Genomic DNA, 18,289 nt, shown 5'->3' on the forward strand with positions numbered 1-18,289 from the left:
TCATGGTGTGGGTCTCTAGGCCACGGACCGGCGGGTGGTCGCCGGCTCGCCGAGTTCGCGCATCACGGCATAGAGGGCCGACTTGGCCTCGAAGCCGACGCCGGGAATGTCGGGCAGGCCGACATAGCCGTCCTGGACGGCGGTGGTGTCGGCGAAGCCGCCGAAGGGCTGGAAGACGTCCGGGTAGGATTCATTGCCGCCCAGATGCAGGCCGGCGGCGATGTTCAGCGACATCTGGTGGCCGCCGTGCGGCACGATTCGGCGCGACGACCAGCCCTGTTCGGCCAGGACGTCGAGTGTGCGCAGATATTCCACCAGCCCGTAGGACAGGGCGCAGTCGAACTGCAGGAAGTCGCGGTCCGGACGCATGCCGCCATAACGCAGCAGGTTGCGAGCGTCCTGGTGCGAGAACAGGTTCTCGCCCGTCGCCATCGGCCCGTCATAGTGGTCGGCCAGCACGGCCTGGAGGGCGTAGTCCAGCGGATCGCCCGCCTCTTCGTACCAGAACAGACCATAGGGCTTCAGCGCCTTGGCATAGGCCACGGCCGTCTGCAGATCGAAGCGTCCGTTGGCGTCCACCGCCAGCCGATCGCCGGAGCCGACGACCTCCAGCACGGACTCGATCCGGCGCAGGTCCTCGTCGAGCGAGGCGCCGCCGATCTTCATCTTCACAACGCCATAGCCGCGATCGACATAGCTCTGCATCTCGGCCTTGAGCTTGGCGTCGTCCTTGCCGGGATAGTAGTAGCCGCCGGCGGCATAGACCCAGACCTTCTCGTCGGCGACACCGCCGCGATAGCGATCGGCCAGCAGGCGATAGAGGGGCACGCCCGCGATCTTGGCCACCGCATCCCAGACCGCCATGTCCAGGGTGCCGACGGCGACCGAGCGCTCGCCGTGCCCGCCCGGCTTCTCGTTCGTCATCAGGGTCTTCCAGATGGCGAAGGGGTCGAGGTTGTCGTTGGCCTCGTCGATCAGGCTGGCCGGCGCGGCCTCCATCAGGCGCGGCAGGAAGCGATCACGCATCAGGGCGCCCTGCCCGTACCGGCCGTTGGAGTTAAAGCCGTAGCCCACCACCGGCCGCCCGTCCCGGATCACGTCGGTGACGATGGCGACGACCGAACAAGTCATCTTGGAAAAGTCGATGTAGGCGTTGGCGATCGGGGAAGCGATCGAAACGGTCTGCTCTCGGATGTCCAGGATACGCATCAATCCTCCAGAAAAACCTGGGCGTAGAACGGCGGCGCCGGACGAGGCCAATGCTGATGCGGCAGGCTGCTATGCCGGGTCAACATCAGGCGCCGTCGCGGAAAGGCGAAGAAAAAAGACGCGGGGGCCGGGCTTCGGGCCCCCGCGTAGAAAGCGTGTCCTCGGGAGGAGAACAAACGCATTCGATCCCGCCAACCTAGTAGGTATAGCGGAGGCCGAGGGTGAACTCCCGGCCGGTGTGGTGGTAGAAGGAGCTGCGCTGGGCGACGGAGTCGTTGAACTGGTCCTGATATTCGTCGGTCAGGTTGACGCCTTCCAGGGTGACGCGGAAGTTGTCGCTGATCGTGTACTGGACCGACATGTCGACGTTCAGGGTCGCCTGGGTTCCATCCGCGTCCGTTCCCGCTTCCGAACCCAGAACCCGGCTCAGATAGTTGTCGCGATACGCCGCCGAGACGCGGGCGCTCCACTTCGTATCTTCATAGTAAAGGGTGGCGTTATAGGAGGAGCGGGACAGGCCGGTCAGGTCGCGGGTCGCGACGATCGCCCCGCTTCCGTTCAGGTAATTGATCGATGATTTCACCGAGGTGTAGTTCAGCAGCACGCCGCTGTTGCCGAGCAGGCCCGGCAGGAAGCTGAACGGCTGCTGGTAGTTGATTTCGAAGCCTTCCACCGGGCCGCCGGGCGTATTGGTCGGGGCGGTGAAGGTCCATTGCGCAGAGGGGCTGCAGCCGTTGGTGTTGCCGCAGGCCGCGATGGCCACGCTGTCCGGCAGGCCGAAGGTGTTGCCGGTGAAGGTGGTGTTGGTCTGCAGCGACTGCACAAAGGTCCCGATGTCCTTGCGGAACAGGGCGACGGACAGCAGGGCCGATTTGGCGAAATACCATTCCACCGAGAAGTCGTAGGACTTGGCCCGGAACGGATCCAGGTTCGGGTTGCCCGCACTGACGCTGCGGCCGGCGCCTGAAACGCTGACTGTCGCGCCCGGCGTCAGGCTGCCAAGGTCAGGACGAGCCATGACCTTGGCGGCGCCGAAGCGCAGCAGCAGATTCTCGCGCGGCTCCAGCACCAGGTTCATCGACGGCAGGGTGTCTTCGTATTCTCGCTCGGCCGTGACCGCGACCGGCGTGCCGCTGACGTAGGTATAGCCACGCGAGGTCTGTTCAGTCTTGACGTAGCGGACGCCGAAGTTGCCGCGGAAGGGCATGTCGAACAGGGTGGTGCTGAAGTCGGCCTGCACATAGCCGCCCGAGTCGGTCTCATCGACGCCACGGTTGTTGCCCAGCGCCGGCTCCGGCCCGAGGTGGAAGGTCCCGCCATAGGCCGTCTGGTCATAGAGGCTGAGAATGGAGGCGGCGGCCCGGGTGTTGGGGATCAGGACGTTCACGCCGCCCAGGTTCACGACCTGGCCGTAGGTGTTGCGCGCGATCGCGGTCAGGGCGGCCGGAACCGTGGGCTCGAGGTTGGTCGATGTGCCGTTCGAGCGGCGCAGCTCGGTCGTCTCGAAGCTGTACTGCTTGTAGTTCAACCCGGCCGTCAGGGTGAAGATGCCGAGGTTCTCGTACTTCCCGTCCAGCTGGGCGGCGTCATAGGTGTTGATCGCCGTCTGCGGCCGGATGCGGATCTGGGTCAGTTGCCAGGCGTTCGGATCCGTCAGGGCCGCAGAGCCGTAGTTGATCGCCGGCAGGTTCCCGCCGCTGTAGTCGTACGAATAGTTCTGAACGTTGAACATGTCGAACTGGACGGTCGTCTGAAGCGGGTTCGAGAAGTCCGACTTCGAATGACCGATCAGGCCCGAGATCGAGAAGTTGTCGGTGATCTGTTGTTCGCCGGTCAGGTTGATCTGGCTGAACTTGGTGTCCAGTTCGTCGAACCGGTTCTCGACGCGCAGGTCGACGTTGTTGAACGTGCCCGAGATCAGGGTGTTGTTGGCGTCGATGACCGACGAGACGACATGGGTCTGGGCGATGCCGCAGGAGGTGGCGACGTTGGCGGCCGTACAGGCGCCGCCGACGCTGAAGGACGGCGCCTCCAGGTACTGTTCCTCGCGGTTGCCCTTGAAGTCGGCATAGAGGACGTCGAGGTTGAGCAGGGTGCGATCCGTCGGCTTCCACTGCAGCGACAGGGTGGCCCCGAGGCGTTCCTGTTCCTGCTTGAAGATGTCGTAGCGCGGGAAGCGCGGGTGGAAGGCGCGGTTGATGGTGTCCATGGCCGGATTGACGTTCGTCGGCAGGCCAGCCCCGTTCGGAAGGGCGTCGAAGCCGGGCGAGAAGGCCAGTGTTCCGGGCGTCGAACCGGGCCCGGCCCAGCGCACGGTGCTGGCGCCTTCATCAAGAATCCTGCGCTTGTTCCATGCCACCGACAGCAGGGCGCCGAAGCGGCCGTCCGCCCAGGTGTTGGAGATCAGGAAGGCGGAGCGCGGGTTGGTCGTCTCCGCGAGGTCGTTGTAGCTGGCCTGCCCCGACGCCACGAGGGTGAAGCCGCGGTAGTCAAAGGGCCGCGCGGTGCGCAGGTCGACGGTCGCGCCCAGCGAACCCTCTTCGGTCGTCGCCTCGGCGGTCTTCCTGACCGTGATCGAGTTGAAGAGATCCGAGGCGAAGACGTTGAAGTCGAATGAGCGGCCGCGGTTGGTGCCGCCGCCGGCGTCCGAGCCGCTGGCGCTGGTCAGGGCCTCCATGCCGTTGATGCGCACGCGGGTGAACTGCGGACCCAGGCCACGCACCGAGATCTGGCGCCCCTCCCCGCCGTCGCGGGCCAGGGCCACACCCGGAATGCGCTGGATCGATTCCGAGAGGTTCAGGTCGGGGAACTTGCCGATGTCCTCGGCCAGGATGGTGTCGACGGCGCCGTTCTCGGTACGCTTGACGTTCAGGGCGCGGTCGAGGCTGGAGCGGAAGCCGACCACGACGACCTCGTCGACCTGGCTGGCGTCGTCAGGCTGGGCGGCCGGGGTCTGTGGCGCGGTCTGGGCGGACGCGGCGCCCGCCATCCCGAAAGCCAGAACTGCGGCCGAGACTCCGGCCAGCCAGACGCACCTGTGATGTTGACCCATGATGTTTCTCTCCCCATCGGCCAGCGCGCCCGTGGCGTCGCCGGTCCTTGTTTATGCTGGCGAGCTAGCGCGCATTGCGTCGATGAAACCAATGCTGTTTGCTGGAGGGGCTATGCCGAACCGGCATAGCGATGATCGCGTCGCCCCCGAGCTTTCAAAGCGCCCGGGACGCCCTGGACGAAGAGACCGTCATGGAACTGATCTGGCTCGAAGACTTCCTCGCCCTCTCCAGCCTGCGCAACTTCTCGCGGGCCGCCGAGGCGCGCCATATCACCCAGCCCGCCTTCAGCCGCCGCATCCGGTCACTGGAGCTGGAGCTCGGCGTGTCCCTGTTCGACCGGGGCGCCTCGGGAGTGGATCTGACGGCGGCGGGCGAGACCCTGCGCCCGGGCGCAGAGGAGATCGTGCGCCGGGTCCGGCAGGTGTCACAGGAAGTGCGCGCCATGCGCCTCCGAACCGAGGCCACCCTCTCCTTCGCCGCGACCCACGCCCTGTCCTTCAGCTTTTTCCCCGGGTGGATGCGTGACATCGAAACCGAGCGATCGCTGGGGCCGATCCGCCTGGTGTCTGACAGCATGCAAGGCTGCGAGAACCTGATGCTTCAGGGGCAGGTCGAGTTCCTGTTGTGCCACCACCACGCCACGACCCCGGCGCGGTTCGATCCGACGCTTCTGACCTCCGTGCGGGTGGGCGAAGACTGGCTGGAGCCCTATTCGGCGCCTGCTGCGGACGGTGCGCCGGTCTGGCCCCTGTCCGACCGGCCGAAGGGCACGCCCTATCTGGCCTACAATCCGGAGTCGGGGCTGGGCCGCATCCTTGAGACCGCAGTCTTCCACGACGGACGGGCGGCGGGGCTCGAGACAGTCTTCACCTCCCATCTCGCGGCGACCCTGCTGTCGATGGCGCGGGACGGGCGCGGGGTCTGCTGGCTGCCCCGCGCCCTGGTCGCGGACGATCTGGCCATGGGGCGGCTGGTCCCGGCCAGCAAGGCCGCCGACTGGTCGACCCCGCTCGACATCCGCCTGTTCCGCCCCGTCGTCCGACAGAGCCAGGCGGCGGAAGCCTTCTGGAAGGTGGTCCGGGACCGGTTCGGCGAGGCTCCGGCCGCGGCCTGACGGGCTTCAGGTCCCCGGCTTGACGTAGGGGGTGATGGCGAACAGCTCCCGCTCGGCGCCGCGCGGATCATCCACGACGACGGGCGCCGTATCCCAGATCATCTCGGCGCGCCGCGGCACGGTGTACTGCGGCCAGGACGGGATGCCCGGATGGTTCGGGTCCCCGCCCCGCGCATGGGCGATGAAGGCGTCGCTCATCGCTGCGGCGACCGCCCGGGCCTCGGGCCCGCTTCCCGATTTCGAACCTTCCCTGTCGACGTTATCGAACACCAGAGGGATGTCGATCGTGTGCAGGGCGCGCCGGCGGCCGCCCTCCATCGGCGAGGGGAAGTTCACCTGATAGACCCAGGTCGGGGCGCCCAGCCGCGCCCGCTCCTGGGCCAGGATGACGCTGCCGCGCCACGACCGCCCGGCGGTGGAGGCCGCGAAGAAGACGTCGCTGGGCGTATAGTCCGGATACCATTCCCGATACCGCGCGACGACATAGTCCGGGTCGATATCGGCCACCATCTCGGGCGCCAGTTTCGCCGGCAGGGTCTCCCAGGTCGGGGTGTAGTTGGCCTCGTCTCCGCCCAGGAAATAGCGGGTCTCATCGTTCACCGTGCCGATGATCAGGGGCACGTCCTTCGACTGAGCCGGGGCATCGGGATAGACCGGATGACGCGGGGTCGAGCGCATGTCGAGCACCGACCAGAAGATGATCCCGTCCCCCTCGACCAGGGGATCCCGCATGCTCAGGCCCGCCACCAGCCGCTGGAACGGCGCAGTGCGAAGCTCGTCGAGCGTCGGGATCCCCACCTCGGCCATAAAGGCCTCTGCGCGCCGGGTGGCGTGCAGAGGCCCCATGACGGTCGGGTGCTGGCCGCTCATGGTCGCGGCGCGTTGGAACAGGCCTGCGGCGGGCGGCATGGCCAGAAGGGTGACGACCTTGCCTCCCCCGCCGGACTGGCCAAAGATCATCACCCGGTCCGGATCGCCGCCGAACTCGGCGATGTTGTCCCTGACCCATTGCAGGGCGAGGATCAGATCGAGATTGCCGACATTGCCGGAGTCGGCCAGCTCGGGTCCGGCGCCCGGGATCTTCGCGAAATAGCCATAGCCGAAGACGTTGAGCCGGTGGTTCAGCGTCACCACCACCACATCGCCGCGCTTGCACAGATTGACCCCGTCATAGAGCGGGCTGGAACCCGATCCGTTGGCGTGGGCGCCGCCGTGGATATAGACCATGACCGGCCGCTTCCGGCCGTCGCGAAGCCCCCGCGTCCAGACGTTGAGGAACAGGCAGTCCTCGGACTGGTTCGGTTCGGCGCTCTTCTGCGGCGACGCCGCGCCATAGGCGAGCGCGGGCCGGATCTCGGTCCAGGGCTCGGGCGGCAGCGCCGGCATGAAGCGGCGTGGCGCGGTGTCGGCGCCGTACCGCACCCCCTTGAAGACATTGACGCCGTCCTCGACCGCCCCCCGGACCGGACCGTGGCGGGTCACGGCGATAGGGCCTTCCCGCGCGAGGACAGGGCCGGCGACCGCGCCCGCGCCGAGAGCGAGCCCGGCGGCCAGAACGGTGCGGCGATCAGGCGAAACGGGATCGATCATGACGATGTCTCCGGAACGATCGGCATCGAAGAAGAAGCGCGGGCGCCGCACGAGGACGGCGCCCGCAACCGCAAGGGAGGAGAGGCAAGGCCGAAGCCTTTTCAGCGGTTTAGTAGGTGTATCTCAGGCCGACATAGAACTGCCGTCCGGTATGGGAATAGACCCATGGCCGGTCGGTCGCGTCGACGTAGCGGTTGTCGAACTCGTCCGTCAGGTTGATGCCTTCGATCGAGACCTGAAGCTGGTCGGTGATGTCATAGCTGGCCTGCATGTCGAAGTTCAGCGTCTCGTTGGTGCCGGCCTCGGTATTGCCCCTGCTGCCTGGATAGGCGGTCAGATAGCCCGAGCGATAGGCCACCGAACCGCGAAGGCTGAAGCGGTCGTCTTCGTAGTAGAGGGTGGCGTTGGCCGCGTCCTTGGACAGGCCGACCAGGGTGTTGGTCACGGTCGACGCACCGGGCGTGGTCGAGGTCAGATAGGCGATGTCCGACTGCACATGGGTGTAGTTGAACAGGCCGCCGAGATGGGAGAACGGCCCGGGCAGGAATTTGAAGTCCTGCTGGATGTTGATCTCGATCCCCTTCAGCTCCCCGCCTTCCGAATTGACGGGCCGGGTGACATCGAAATCATCGGTCGGCAGGGCGATCGTGCCGGTCAGGAGATCCAGCGGCAGCCCCAGGGTGTTATAGGGCGCCACCGTCCGCAGGGTTTGAACGAAGGTCGAGATGTCCTTGTAGAAGACGCCCACGGACACCAGGCCGCCATCAGTCGGATACCATTCAGCCGACAGGTCCAGATTGGTCGATTCCGTCGGATCCAGATCCGGGTTGCCTGTCGAGAAGGAGCGGTTGCCGCCCTGGACCGAGATGTCCCCGCCGGGGCTGAGGCTGCCGAGGCCCGGACGGGCGATCGTCTGGGCCGCGGCGAAGCGGATGATCATCTCCGGGCTCAGTTCGAACGCCAGGTTCAGCGACGGCAGAACCTTCTCGTAGGATCGTCCGGCGCCGACCAGATCGATGCTGGTCCCGACGGCGGCGTAGCCCGTGGATTCCTGTTCGGTGTGCAGATAGCGCAGGCCCGCGTCGCCGCGGACGGGCACGCCCATCAGGCTGAAGTTGAAGTCGGCCTGGATGAAGGCCCCGGTGTTCTCCTCGGTCACCTCGCCGTTGCCGCCACGCGCTTCGGACTGGGCCGTGGCGCTGACCTCGTAGAGCCCCTGATTGCTGTAGATCGGGAACAGCTGGGCATAGGCCGCGATATTGGGCACGAGCCAGGCGGTCGGGCTGGCGCCCGTCAGGCCCAGACCCTTGCCGAAGCCGGTGATGACCTCCGAGGCCTGGACGATCTGGGCCGGTGTCAGCACCGGGATATTGGTCTCGGTCTGGGCGCGCAGGCGCTGGCTCTTCTCGAAGCCGAACTTGCGATAGTCGACGCCCCCTCGCAGCGTCAGGTGCTCGCTGAAGTCCCAGGCGGCCTCGAACTTGGCCGTATCAAAGGTGTTGATCACCCGGATCTGGTCGATGTTCAGCGCCGAGTTGCCGAGCGACGTCTCCCAGTTGGCCGGGTTGGTCGGATCGAAGCCGAGGTTGATCTCCGGCACCCGGTCGTTGTTGCGATAGTCGAAGGAATAGCCGTCCGTATCAATCCGCTCGAAGGTGACGGTGATGTTGGTCGGGGCGTCGAAGTCCGACTTCGACCGGCCGACCATGCCGCTGATCCGGAAGGTGTCCGAAAAGGCGTGCTCGAACTCGCCGGTCAGTTGAGTGAAGGTCGTCTTCAGCTCGTGGTACGAGGACTGGCTGCGCATGTCGACGTTGTCGAACAGGCCGTAGACCAGGTCCTTGTTGGCGTCGACGACGCCGTCGCGGATGATGGTGTTGGGCTTGCCCGGCGCGCCGCGCGAGAAGGAGATGGCCTGCAGCAGGTGCTCGTTCCGCGTGCCGTCCAGCGTGCCGTACATGCCATTCAGCGACAGAAGCGTGCGGTCGGTCGGCCGGAACTGCAGGCTGCCGGTCACGCCCAGCCGCTCTTCCTCGTGTTCGTAGCGGTTGAACGACGGGTTGCGTGGATGGAAGAACTGCTGGGTCCCGCTGCTCGAATTGTACTGGGCCGGGGTATAGCCCGGCAGGGTCGAGGCGGTGGAGAAGCCGTTGTTGGCGCTGCTGAGGCCCCACTGGGTGGTGCCGTGCAGTTCCTCGAGCGTGTCGCGCTGGCCGTAGGCGACGCTGACCAGCGCCCCCAGTCGCCCGTCCATCCAGGTTCGCGACCCGAGGATGGCCACCCGGGGATCCGAGTTTTCAGAGAAGTCGTTGTAGCCCGTCTGGGCCGAGACCACGAAGGTGGGCTTGCGGTAGTCGAAGGGGCGGCTGGTGCGCAGGTCGACCGTGGCGCCCAGCGAGCCTTCTTCCACATCGGCCGAGGCGGACTTGCGCACCGTCAGACGGTTGAACAGCTCCGAAGCGAAGATGTTGAAGTCGAAGCCGCGGCCGCGGTTGTTGCCGACCGCTCCGCCCGAACTGGTGCCGCCCGAAGTCGCCAGGGCTTCCATGCCGTTGATACGCACCCGGGTGTAGTCGGGTCCAAGACCGCGCACCGAGATCTGACGCCCCTCCCCGCCCACGCGGGTGATGGCGACGCCAGGAATCCGCTGCAGGGATTCCGCCAGGTTCAGGTCGGGGAAGGCGGCGATGTCCTCGGCGACGATGGCGTCGACGACCCCGGATTCCCGCTTCTTGATGTTGGTCGCGCTCTGCAGACTGGCGCGGAAGCCGGTGACGACAACCTCGCCGACCTCGGTGGCGTCGTTATCCTGATCGTCTTGCGCCTCCTGGGCCATGGCGCCGCCGGCCAGCAGCGCCGAAACCATGGCGATGGCGGACGCGCCGGCGCGCAAGCCCGTCGGACGGACCCGTTGAATCATAGACATTGGTTTTCCCTTCCTCCTGCCGCCTCTTGGGTGTGCGGCGCCCCGTTTTTGCCGCCGGGGTCGTTGCCCCGGCGGGATCAGATCAGCCCCGACCTGGGCTTGCTCACATCGGCTTTGGCGCTCCCTGTTCCCACGGGAACTCGAGTGTCGGCCTGAAGGCGTAGCGGTGCAGATTGACGGTCAGGGTCTCGCTGGACCCGGGCGTCAGCCGGACATTGAAGGCGCGGCCGCTGCACGGAACCGTCGCCGACCGCGTGCGGATCGAGACGCATTCATTTTCGCCATAGGCGCCCAGCTGGACCGTCACCGTGCGGGCGACGAGCGGGCTGGTGTTGACCAGGGTCAGGACCACCGAACCGGGCTCGATCTTCTCGACCAGGGCGGCGACGTCTTGCGGCAGGCCGGCGCGACGCGCCTCGGGGTCGAAGTGACGCACCTGGGTGTGCAGCGGCAGCGGCCCGTGGCCCGACCCGCCCGGATCGGCGCCGCCCAGCGTCAGATTGACCAGGGCCTCGGTCGCGACCGGGTTGGAGCGTTCCCAGCGGGTGATCCCGGTCGGATATTGCAGGGTGGTGTCGTCGTCACGGATGCGCTGGCCGGCCTCGCGGATCTCCTCCAGCGCCTCCTGCAGGGCCTTCATCGGATAGTCGGGGACGTCGCCCTCCAGATAGCCGACCCAGCCGGTCTTCGGCAGGCGCGCGAGGTCGTGATCCTGCAGACCCCAGATGTAGATGTCGGTCTCGACCCGGCGACGGTTGCCCAGACCGCTCGAGCGGCCATTGACGTCGAAATAGCCGTACCAGCCCTGATCCCCGTAATAGTGCGGGATCTGGACGTGGCCATCGACGACCCGCTGCTGGGCATAGAGGTTGTCGAGCTGACGGCGCAGCACACCGGTATAGGCCTGGTCTCCCGTCAGCAGCAGGGCGTCGCCGAAGGCCTCGGGCGGACCGCGGAAAACGTAGTTGCGCACGCCCTCGTCCGGCGAGTTCCAGCCGAAGACGCCGCCGTACCACTTGCCGCCCCACTCGCCGCCGATCGTGCCGTCGAGGCCGATGTTGGACGGGATGTTGCCGCCGTTCTGGGCGATCCGGTCCTTCCAGGCGTTGACGTACTCCAGCGTCCAGTCGCGATACTTCTCGTCGCCCGTCACCAGATAGGCGTGGAAGGACAGGTTGGTGGCGTTCAGGTTCAGCGGATGATCGCCGACGATGTTGCCGGAGTTCAGGAACCGGGTCCGCCGGCCGGGGGCTCCGCCGGGGATCTCCGGCCCGTCCCAGTCGGTCGCATTGGGCGGGGTCATCCGCGGCCCCTTGCTGCCGTTGAACAGGCTGCGGATGATGTGGTGGACCGGGTCGTAGTTCGGCGCGGTCGGATCCTCGTTCATATAGAGACCGGCGTAGCGGCGCAGTCGGATCGCATAGCGCGGATCGTCGGGCCGGCTCAGGCCGTAGAAGTAGAACCCGGCCATCCCTTCGGAGATATGCTCCCAGTCGAACTGGGGCATGAACTCGCGATAGTAGATGCCCTCCGACACCGAGGCGACCTCGGGCACACGGGTGCGCGAATACTGGTCGAGGTGGTTTTCCCAGACCGTCGACCAGGCCTCGATGATGGCGTCGTCGCCGCCCAAGGCGTGGGCGATCGGCCAGTTGCGGATCGGCTCGACCGCATCGTCGGCGCCGTCGGTGATGCCGTAGTGCTCAAGCCCGCGCAGATAGCCGCGGCCGTCGACATAGGTCTTGAGGAAGGTCTTCACCCCCTCGGCGTTGGCTGCCATCACCGCGCGTTCCGCCAGGGCCCAGGCCGGGATCGCGCCGGGCGCATCCACGCTGATCGTCACCGAGGCCGGAACCGGCGCGGCGGTTACCGTGGCGGCCGTCTGGGCCACGGAAAATCCGGGCGCCGCCAACAGGGCGGCAAAACCCAGCATGACGCTGCGTCGACGAAAAGCCATAGATCCTCCCATGAGGCGGATTGGCTCCGTCCTCCGTTCTTGACCTAAGGTTAGGCTTGCCTCCGCAAACGAGGCCAATGCCCTTCGTCGCGTCCGCTATGCCATTTCGGCATAAATGTGGCGGATTGTCGCGGTTAGTTTCCAAGGCCTCGGACGAGCCCTGAACATCCGGCAAGACTTTGAGTAACTTTCGTCCAGGCGCTCTACCGTAGATCTACGGTCGCAAGTCTCCGGACTGTCGGTGTGAGAAGAGCATGGCCGATGCCTGCTCACTGAAGGCTACAGGGCTTGTGCAGAGGAAGTCCGCGGCCCCCGGCGCCTTCGATCGGCACGGCCATGGCGTTGGAGGTTTCCGGCGCCAACCGCCCGATGGCGGCTCGCGGCCAAGCTGTACGCTCCTTTGCCAGCGCACGGGAACGAAACCGGCAGGCCTGGAGTCTCGGACCTACTGCGTCAGGGCCAACTGCGTCGGGGCATATCCGAAGTCGATCACGCACATGTAGGAATAGACGGGGTGAGGACCGCAGGCGACGCCGGCGCGGACGTAGCCGGGCCGGAACAGGTTCACGCGGTGGCCCCGATCCGCGATGTCGTCGTCGACAACCAGCTGGATGACGATCTCCCGCGCGGTGTCGTAGCCGTAGGATATGTTCTCGCCGCCGTAGGGCTCGCCACCCCGACGCGCGACCCGACGCGAGAAGTCCCAGCCATCGGCGCCGGGATGGCCAAACGAGCCGCTCTGGCCTTGGTCGCGAACATGGTCCGAGGCCGCGAGATCGCGCAGGCTGTCGGCGTCCAGTGGCGCCATCGCCGGCTGGCTGCGCAGGAAGGCGATGGCCTCATCGACCGCCGCCACGCCCTCACGGGTCTGGATGCTGATCCCGTTCGGGCGGATGACCAGGCTGTCCCCGCGAAACTGGGCGCGGTAGGCCTGCAGGACCCGGACATAGGCGGCCGGATCGGCGCGGAGCCTGTTCACCTCCGCGAGCACCTGGTCCGCCAGTTGCGCTTCGGCGCTCACCAGCCTGAGGCTGGCGGGCATGGCGGTCGGGCGGTCAGGCTCGGAGGCCCGCGACGCCGTCCGGCGAAAGAATTCATCGTCGAGGGACCGGGTCTCCGGAAGGACATAGACCAGGCCGGGCGTGTCCTTGAACAACGGCAGGATGACCGCCGCATAGAAGGCGACGGGGACATTGATACAGCCGTATGAAATCCGGTTGTCCGAGATCGTCAGACTGTCCAGGCGCGCCTGACGGTGTTCCGAAGCCCGGGCAGTGACGACGGGATGCAGCGAGATCGCCGCATCATAGTCGACCCACAGCACCGTCTTGCCGGCCAGGTTCTCTCCGAGCTGTACGGGGAAACGGCCCGCGGGCGTGATCCGGTCTTGCGGGCCGATACTGGCCAGGGCGCGCTCGCCGATGCCGGCGGGGGAGTCGTCGCCTTTGGCGAGACCGAGGAGAACCGGGGTCGAGGCGATCATAGCCCCTGCCCGATCGAAAGCCGCGGCCTGGGCGTTGAGCTTGTCGACGATCACGAAGGGCTGACCCTGGTTGTCGCCGGTCGCCAGCACCCAGTTGCGAAGCTCCTGGACGCCCGAAGGCGTATTGGCGAAGGCGGTCCGCCGCAGGTGACCGTCATCCGCCGCCGTTGCGACCCCGGCGAGACCGAGCGCCGCCAGGCTGGCGACAAGCGCGAGACCCAGGAGAAGCACGCCTGTCCGGCGCCGCTTTCTCGTCGCCGCTTCCCGGAGAGCCAGGGGTCCTGTTTCAAACGCGGTCATGATCAGTTCCGGTCCTGCTTGCGCGGACGGATTGGCCCGGGAGTCGTCGGCTGCGGTTGCGGCCGGTCGAAATAGGGCGTCATCGTCTCTTCGGGCGCGATCACGGAGGCCGGGGCGTTCTGAGGGACCTGCGAGACTTCATTGGGTTGCAGGACCTGCGGCGCCGGCTTCACGGGGGTCGGACTGTCCACGGTCGGAAGCAGATAGACCGGCGGCCGCACGCCCATGTCCACGACCGCGAGGTTCAGGCCCGCGACGGGCGGCACGGGCTGCCCTCCGTCCAGCCCCCGGGTCGGCAGCGGCGCGACCGGAGGCGCGATCGGAGAAACCGGCGTGACGAGGGGCGGCGTCACCACCGGCGGAACCACGACAGGGGTCGTCACGATGGGCGGAACGACAACCGGCGGAACCACGACGGGCGGCGTCACGATCACCGGAGGGGTGACGACCGGCGGCGGAACCACGACCGGCGGGACAACGATGGGGGGCGTCACCACCGGCGGGGTGACGACCGGCGTCGCGGAGATGGTGCTGCGTGTCCGGAAGCCCGCCGAGCAGCAGGGACCGGCCAAAGCGTACTGGGCGGCATTGGCCCCTGACAGAGTGTAGCCGCTGTAGGTGATGCCGACGTCCGTTGCGGCCTCGGCGCTGTCGAAGGCCGCGGTGGCGCCCGGCCCTGCGACCAGATTGACCCCGGCGGGCGCGCCGGAAACAGCGGTGGTGCGGAAGCCGGTCAGGGTCGTCGCCGTCGTGCCGTCCGCCGGGCGGCCGCCCTCGGGGAACAGCAGCATATGCTGGGTCAGGGCCGCGCCTTCGGTCAGGACGAAATGGATCCCGAAGTCGGTCGGCGCGCCATAGGACACCGGATTGTAGTTGATGGTCACCGGAGCGACAGTGACTGTCGTGGGCGGCGCCAGGGGCGCATAGATGATCGTGCCGCCGTCGACGCCGGGACCGCCGGCGTTGAAGCCGGCGATCAGGGTCAGGCCAATCGGCAATCCGAGACTTTCGGCCGGTATGGTCGTTCCCCGCGTCAGGGTCACCGCGGCGTCGATATGGACGTCATGGCCGGCGCACAGGGCGATATTGCCGTCCGTGGTGGTGATGGCGTGGAAGACGCGGATGTCCTGACCGGCGTTCAGCAGCACACTGCCGCGCGTGGTCGTGATCGGGGCATTGACGTTCACATCCCGACCGCAGCAGGCGACCAGATTGCCGTTGGTCGCCGTGATCGACGCATTGATGTTGATGTCGCGGCTGGCGTTCAGCGTCAGGGTCGTGGGCGCCCCGGACGCGGTCCATGCGATCGCGTCATTGACGTTGATATCGCCATTGCCCGGCAGAGCCGCCCCGGCGCCGGTCAGGGTGCTGATCACCACATTGGTGGTCACCAGCTGGGCCGAGAGCGTCGCCCCCGAGATGTTGCCGCCGGCCCCGATGGTGAAGTCCTGGGGGTCGATGAGCCAGGTTCCAGTCGTCCCGTTGGCGGCCTCGGTGGTGATCCGGGCGCCGTCGAGGATCCTGACGGTGGCGGCCGAGGTCTCGATAAAGCCGCCGTCACCGCCGTCGGGCGCGGTGGCGTCGAGAGACCCGCCCACGGTCGCCGTGCCGCTGCTCATATCCCCGAGCAGGAGGATGACGCCCTCACGATTGCCGATGGTCCGGGCCTGGATGACGCCGGTGTTGTTCACCGCCGTGTTCAGAAGGGCGCCGGCGCCCTGGGTGGTCATGATAACCGAGCCGCCGTCTGCCTGCAGAAGCCCGCCGTTGCGCACCAGGGCGCCGAGGGCGCCGGTATCGACGGCGACCCTGAGCAGGCCGTCGCCCGCGAAATCGAGGGTGATCGCCTCGCCGGCGGCGAGGGCGATGGTCCCCAGACGCGCCTGGATCACGCCGTCATTGGCCACCTGCCCGCCGAGCAGGGCGACATACCCTCCTCCGCTCGTGATCGCGCCCTCATTGACCACCGAACCGCCCGCTCCGGAGAAGCGAAGGTTTCCGGCCATGAAGTCCGCGTCGCTGAGCCCGAGGGTGGAGGCGACCAGACCGCCGACATTCACCTGGGCGCTGCGGCCGAACAGGATGCCGTTGGGGTTGATCAGAAAGACCTGACCGTTCGCGGTCAGCCCGCCCATGATCACCGACGGATCAGCGCCCAGCACCCGGTTCAGGGCCACGGAGGCGCTGTCGGGTTGAACGAAGACCACCTGGCTGTCCTGGCCGATGGAGAAGCTCTGCCAGTTGATCGCGACGTTCTGGCTGGACTGGTTGACCGTCAGCGTATTGCCGCCAGTAACGAGCGTCGCCGCGCCGGCGGACACCGAACCGCCGACAGGCAGGGTCTGGGCGCTCGCGCCGGTCGACAGCGACAGGACTGCGGCCAGGCCAAGAGCGGCCGGCGTGATCAATCCGGTGAGGATGGTGGAGGCCGACAGGGCGTTACGACGTCCCGATGAAGGCCCCCGTCCCGTGAGGCCGGCGAGCAGGCTTTGAAGGCGTGTCATGGCGGAATCCTTGTGGGTTTGCGGGGCGGCGGTCCGGGCGAAAACGGCCATCAGAACAGCTGCACGATCTGGAAGGAGAAGCGGTCGCGCCTGTCAGGCCCGGAGGTGATCCTCTGGTCGCCGGTTCGACGGGCCCAGGTCGTCCTGACGATCAGGTTGGAACGGCTGTTCCAGACCAGTCCCAGACCCGCGCCGCTGCGGCGTTCGTGGTTGGCGCCCGAAAACCAGGGGCTGTGTGCGACATCCACCTCGCCCCAGTCGACGAAGCCGAACGCCTGCAGACGGCCCGGTAGGCCCTGCGTCCAGCGGTCGAGGGCGAGCCGGGTCTCGACGGTGGCCACATAGCCTTCGTCGCCATAGGCCTCTCCTTCCGGATAGGCCCTGACGGCGTATGCGCCGCCGAGCTCCATCTTCTCGGTGCTGTCGAGGTTGCCGGTCGCGACCTGCCCTCGCAGCGCTCCATACAGGGACAGCGGGCCGACGAGGTTCTGGCTGCGCGCGAGACTGTATTGAAGCTTTCCGAAGCCGCCCTGGGTCTCGGCAGTCCCGGCGTCCGCGGCCCGTTCGAGCGGCGAGCGGATGTCCAGGGTTCCGGCGGTCCCGATCACCGACCAGGCCGTGGCTCCGCCGCCGCCGAAGGCGTCCAGGGCGTCGCCGCGCAGGCCGAGGCCGACCGCGTTGACCGACTTGCGCGAGGACTGGGAGACCAGACCGATGTCGTCCTTCAGGCTCTTGTGGTCGAAGCCGCCGAAGACGGAGACATTGGCCCGGCGCGAGCGCAGGATCGGAGAGCTGGCGAAGACCCCGAAGATGTCAGCCGACCCGTTGGCGTCGAGGGCGGAGAACTCCTCGGCAAGAGCGTAGTCGACGTGGGTATAGGCCGCCCCGATCGTGGCTTCGCCCAATGGCCGCTGATAGCCGGCGCGACCGTAGGCGAGTCCTTCACCGGACGTCAGGAGCCTGAGGCTGACCAGATCCCCGGCGCCGGTCGGATTGTTGAGATTGACCGAGCCGCCGAACCGGTAGCGGCCTGTGTAGCGGTCGCCGACATTGTCGGCTTCCAGGCTGCCCGAGAGCATCGGGGCGTTCGCGATCTCGACGGTCAGATCCGAGGCCCCGGGCCGAGCGCCGGGCGAAAGCGTCGAGTTCACGGTGACGCCGGGGGTATCCGACAGAAGCAGCAGAGCCCGCTCAAGCGGCCGGATCGCAACCACCTCCCCCGATTGCAACGCCGGGCGATCCAGCAGCGAGGCCGCGACGCCGTCATCCAAGCGGGACTCATTGTGAACCGCGATCTCGCCGTACCGACCTTCGGCGACGGCGATGGTCACAACGCCGCCGTTGATCTCCTGTGGCGGCAGATAGGCCCGGGCAAGGAAGTAACCCTTGCGATTGTAGAAGGCGGTGATCTCCGCGGCGGCATTGCGGAGTTCCGCAAGCGTCAGATCTCTTCCGGGCGCAACACCGGTCAGGGTGGCCAGATCCGCCTCAGGGAACAAGGTGGCGCCGGTCACCCGGATCTCCGACACATGCACCCGAGCGCCCTCCACGACGGGTTCGCGGACCTGTTCGGGAGTGACGAGATCGATCCCGCTGCGGGTTTCAGGCCGCACGACCGGAGGAATCTGTTGCAGCAAACTGCCGGCGTTGGGCAGGGATTGTTGCGCGTGCACGGATCCAGCCGCCCCCAGAAGGGCAGCCGTCAAAAGGCTCAGTCTCAACATGATTGTCTCGGAGCGCCGCCGCAGGAATCAGGGCGTGGCGGTTCTCGAGCAGCGGAGAACCCTCACGTAGCCAATGAAGTTTGCAGAGCGAATCTGACCGCTGACGCGCCACACGAATGGCTCGCGCGCGTCACGGATAATGTTTGGCATTCAAGCCAATGTTCGCTGAACCCACCCGTGACGGGACCTCCCGTCACCTGAGATAAAAGCGGCAGGGCGCGAATGGTTGCGCCTCAATACAGAATTGATTGAGTCACGACGATATTATCGGAGCAATTTTACTTAAGTTTATCGATTGTATATAGAAAAAATCCATACATTACGAAACAGTAATACGCATAACTGCGACCGAAAATGACTATTACTAAAAGAACAAGAATGTCATATGATAATTGTTGCGGGCGCAGTTTAGATAGACAGAAACAGATT

The 18,289-nt window shown here is 66.6% G+C and carries 9 protein-coding genes; 1 reads left to right on the plus strand and 8 read right to left on the minus strand.

Going from position 1 to position 18,289, the window contains the following annotated elements:
• Positions 1-15 precede the first annotated feature (15 nt).
• Both AC07U0_RS12675 and AC07U0_RS12680 read right to left on the minus strand, forming a co-directional pair.
• Positions 16-1,209: a mandelate racemase/muconate lactonizing enzyme family protein gene (locus AC07U0_RS12675; protein WP_494720371.1), complete on the minus strand. Its 1,194-nt coding sequence runs from the start codon at positions 1,207-1,209 to the stop codon at positions 16-18.
• Between the two features lie 196 nt (positions 1,210-1,405).
• Positions 1,406-4,261 carry a TonB-dependent receptor gene (locus tag AC07U0_RS12680; RefSeq protein WP_494720372.1) on the minus strand — a complete coding sequence of 952 codons (2,856 nt, stop codon included), beginning with the start codon at positions 4,259-4,261 and terminating at the stop codon, positions 1,406-1,408.
• Between the two features lie 191 nt (positions 4,262-4,452).
• On the opposite strand from AC07U0_RS12680, the gene AC07U0_RS12685 reads away from it, so the two are divergent.
• Positions 4,453-5,376 (plus strand): LysR family transcriptional regulator, encoded by a 924-nt coding sequence (locus tag AC07U0_RS12685; protein WP_494720373.1) that lies wholly within the window; start codon positions 4,453-4,455, stop codon positions 5,374-5,376.
• Between the two features lie 6 nt (positions 5,377-5,382).
• Here AC07U0_RS12685 and AC07U0_RS12690 read toward each other — a convergent pair whose 3' ends face one another.
• The 6 genes from AC07U0_RS12690 to AC07U0_RS12715 form a co-directional block, all read right to left on the minus strand.
• Positions 5,383-6,966, minus strand: a complete 1,584-nt coding sequence (locus AC07U0_RS12690; RefSeq protein WP_494720374.1) for a carboxylesterase/lipase family protein — start codon at positions 6,964-6,966, stop codon at positions 5,383-5,385.
• A 109-nt stretch (positions 6,967-7,075) separates the two neighbouring features.
• Complete coding sequence (locus tag AC07U0_RS12695; protein ID WP_494720375.1) at positions 7,076-9,892, minus strand: TonB-dependent receptor; 2,817 nt, start codon at positions 9,890-9,892, stop codon at positions 7,076-7,078.
• Positions 9,893-9,995: 103 nt separating this feature from the next.
• On the minus strand, positions 9,996-11,849 hold the full coding sequence (locus AC07U0_RS12700) for a DUF8034 domain-containing protein (RefSeq protein ID WP_494720376.1): 1,854 nt from the start codon (positions 11,847-11,849) through the stop codon (positions 9,996-9,998).
• A gap of 445 nt (positions 11,850-12,294) precedes the next feature.
• Complete coding sequence (locus AC07U0_RS12705; protein WP_494720377.1) at positions 12,295-13,563, minus strand: CAP domain-containing protein; 1,269 nt, start codon at positions 13,561-13,563, stop codon at positions 12,295-12,297.
• 71 nt (positions 13,564-13,634) lie between these two features.
• A complete protein-coding gene (locus AC07U0_RS12710; protein WP_494720378.1) occupies positions 13,635-16,136 on the minus strand; it encodes a two-partner secretion domain-containing protein in 2,502 nt (833 codons plus the stop codon).
• Between the two features lie 50 nt (positions 16,137-16,186).
• Positions 16,187-17,809: a ShlB/FhaC/HecB family hemolysin secretion/activation protein gene (locus tag AC07U0_RS12715; protein ID WP_494720379.1), complete on the minus strand. Its 1,623-nt coding sequence runs from the start codon at positions 17,807-17,809 to the stop codon at positions 16,187-16,189.
• Positions 17,810-18,289 lie beyond the last annotated feature (480 nt).

The organism is Brevundimonas sp. GW821-FHT02A10 (genome assembly GCF_059422025.1).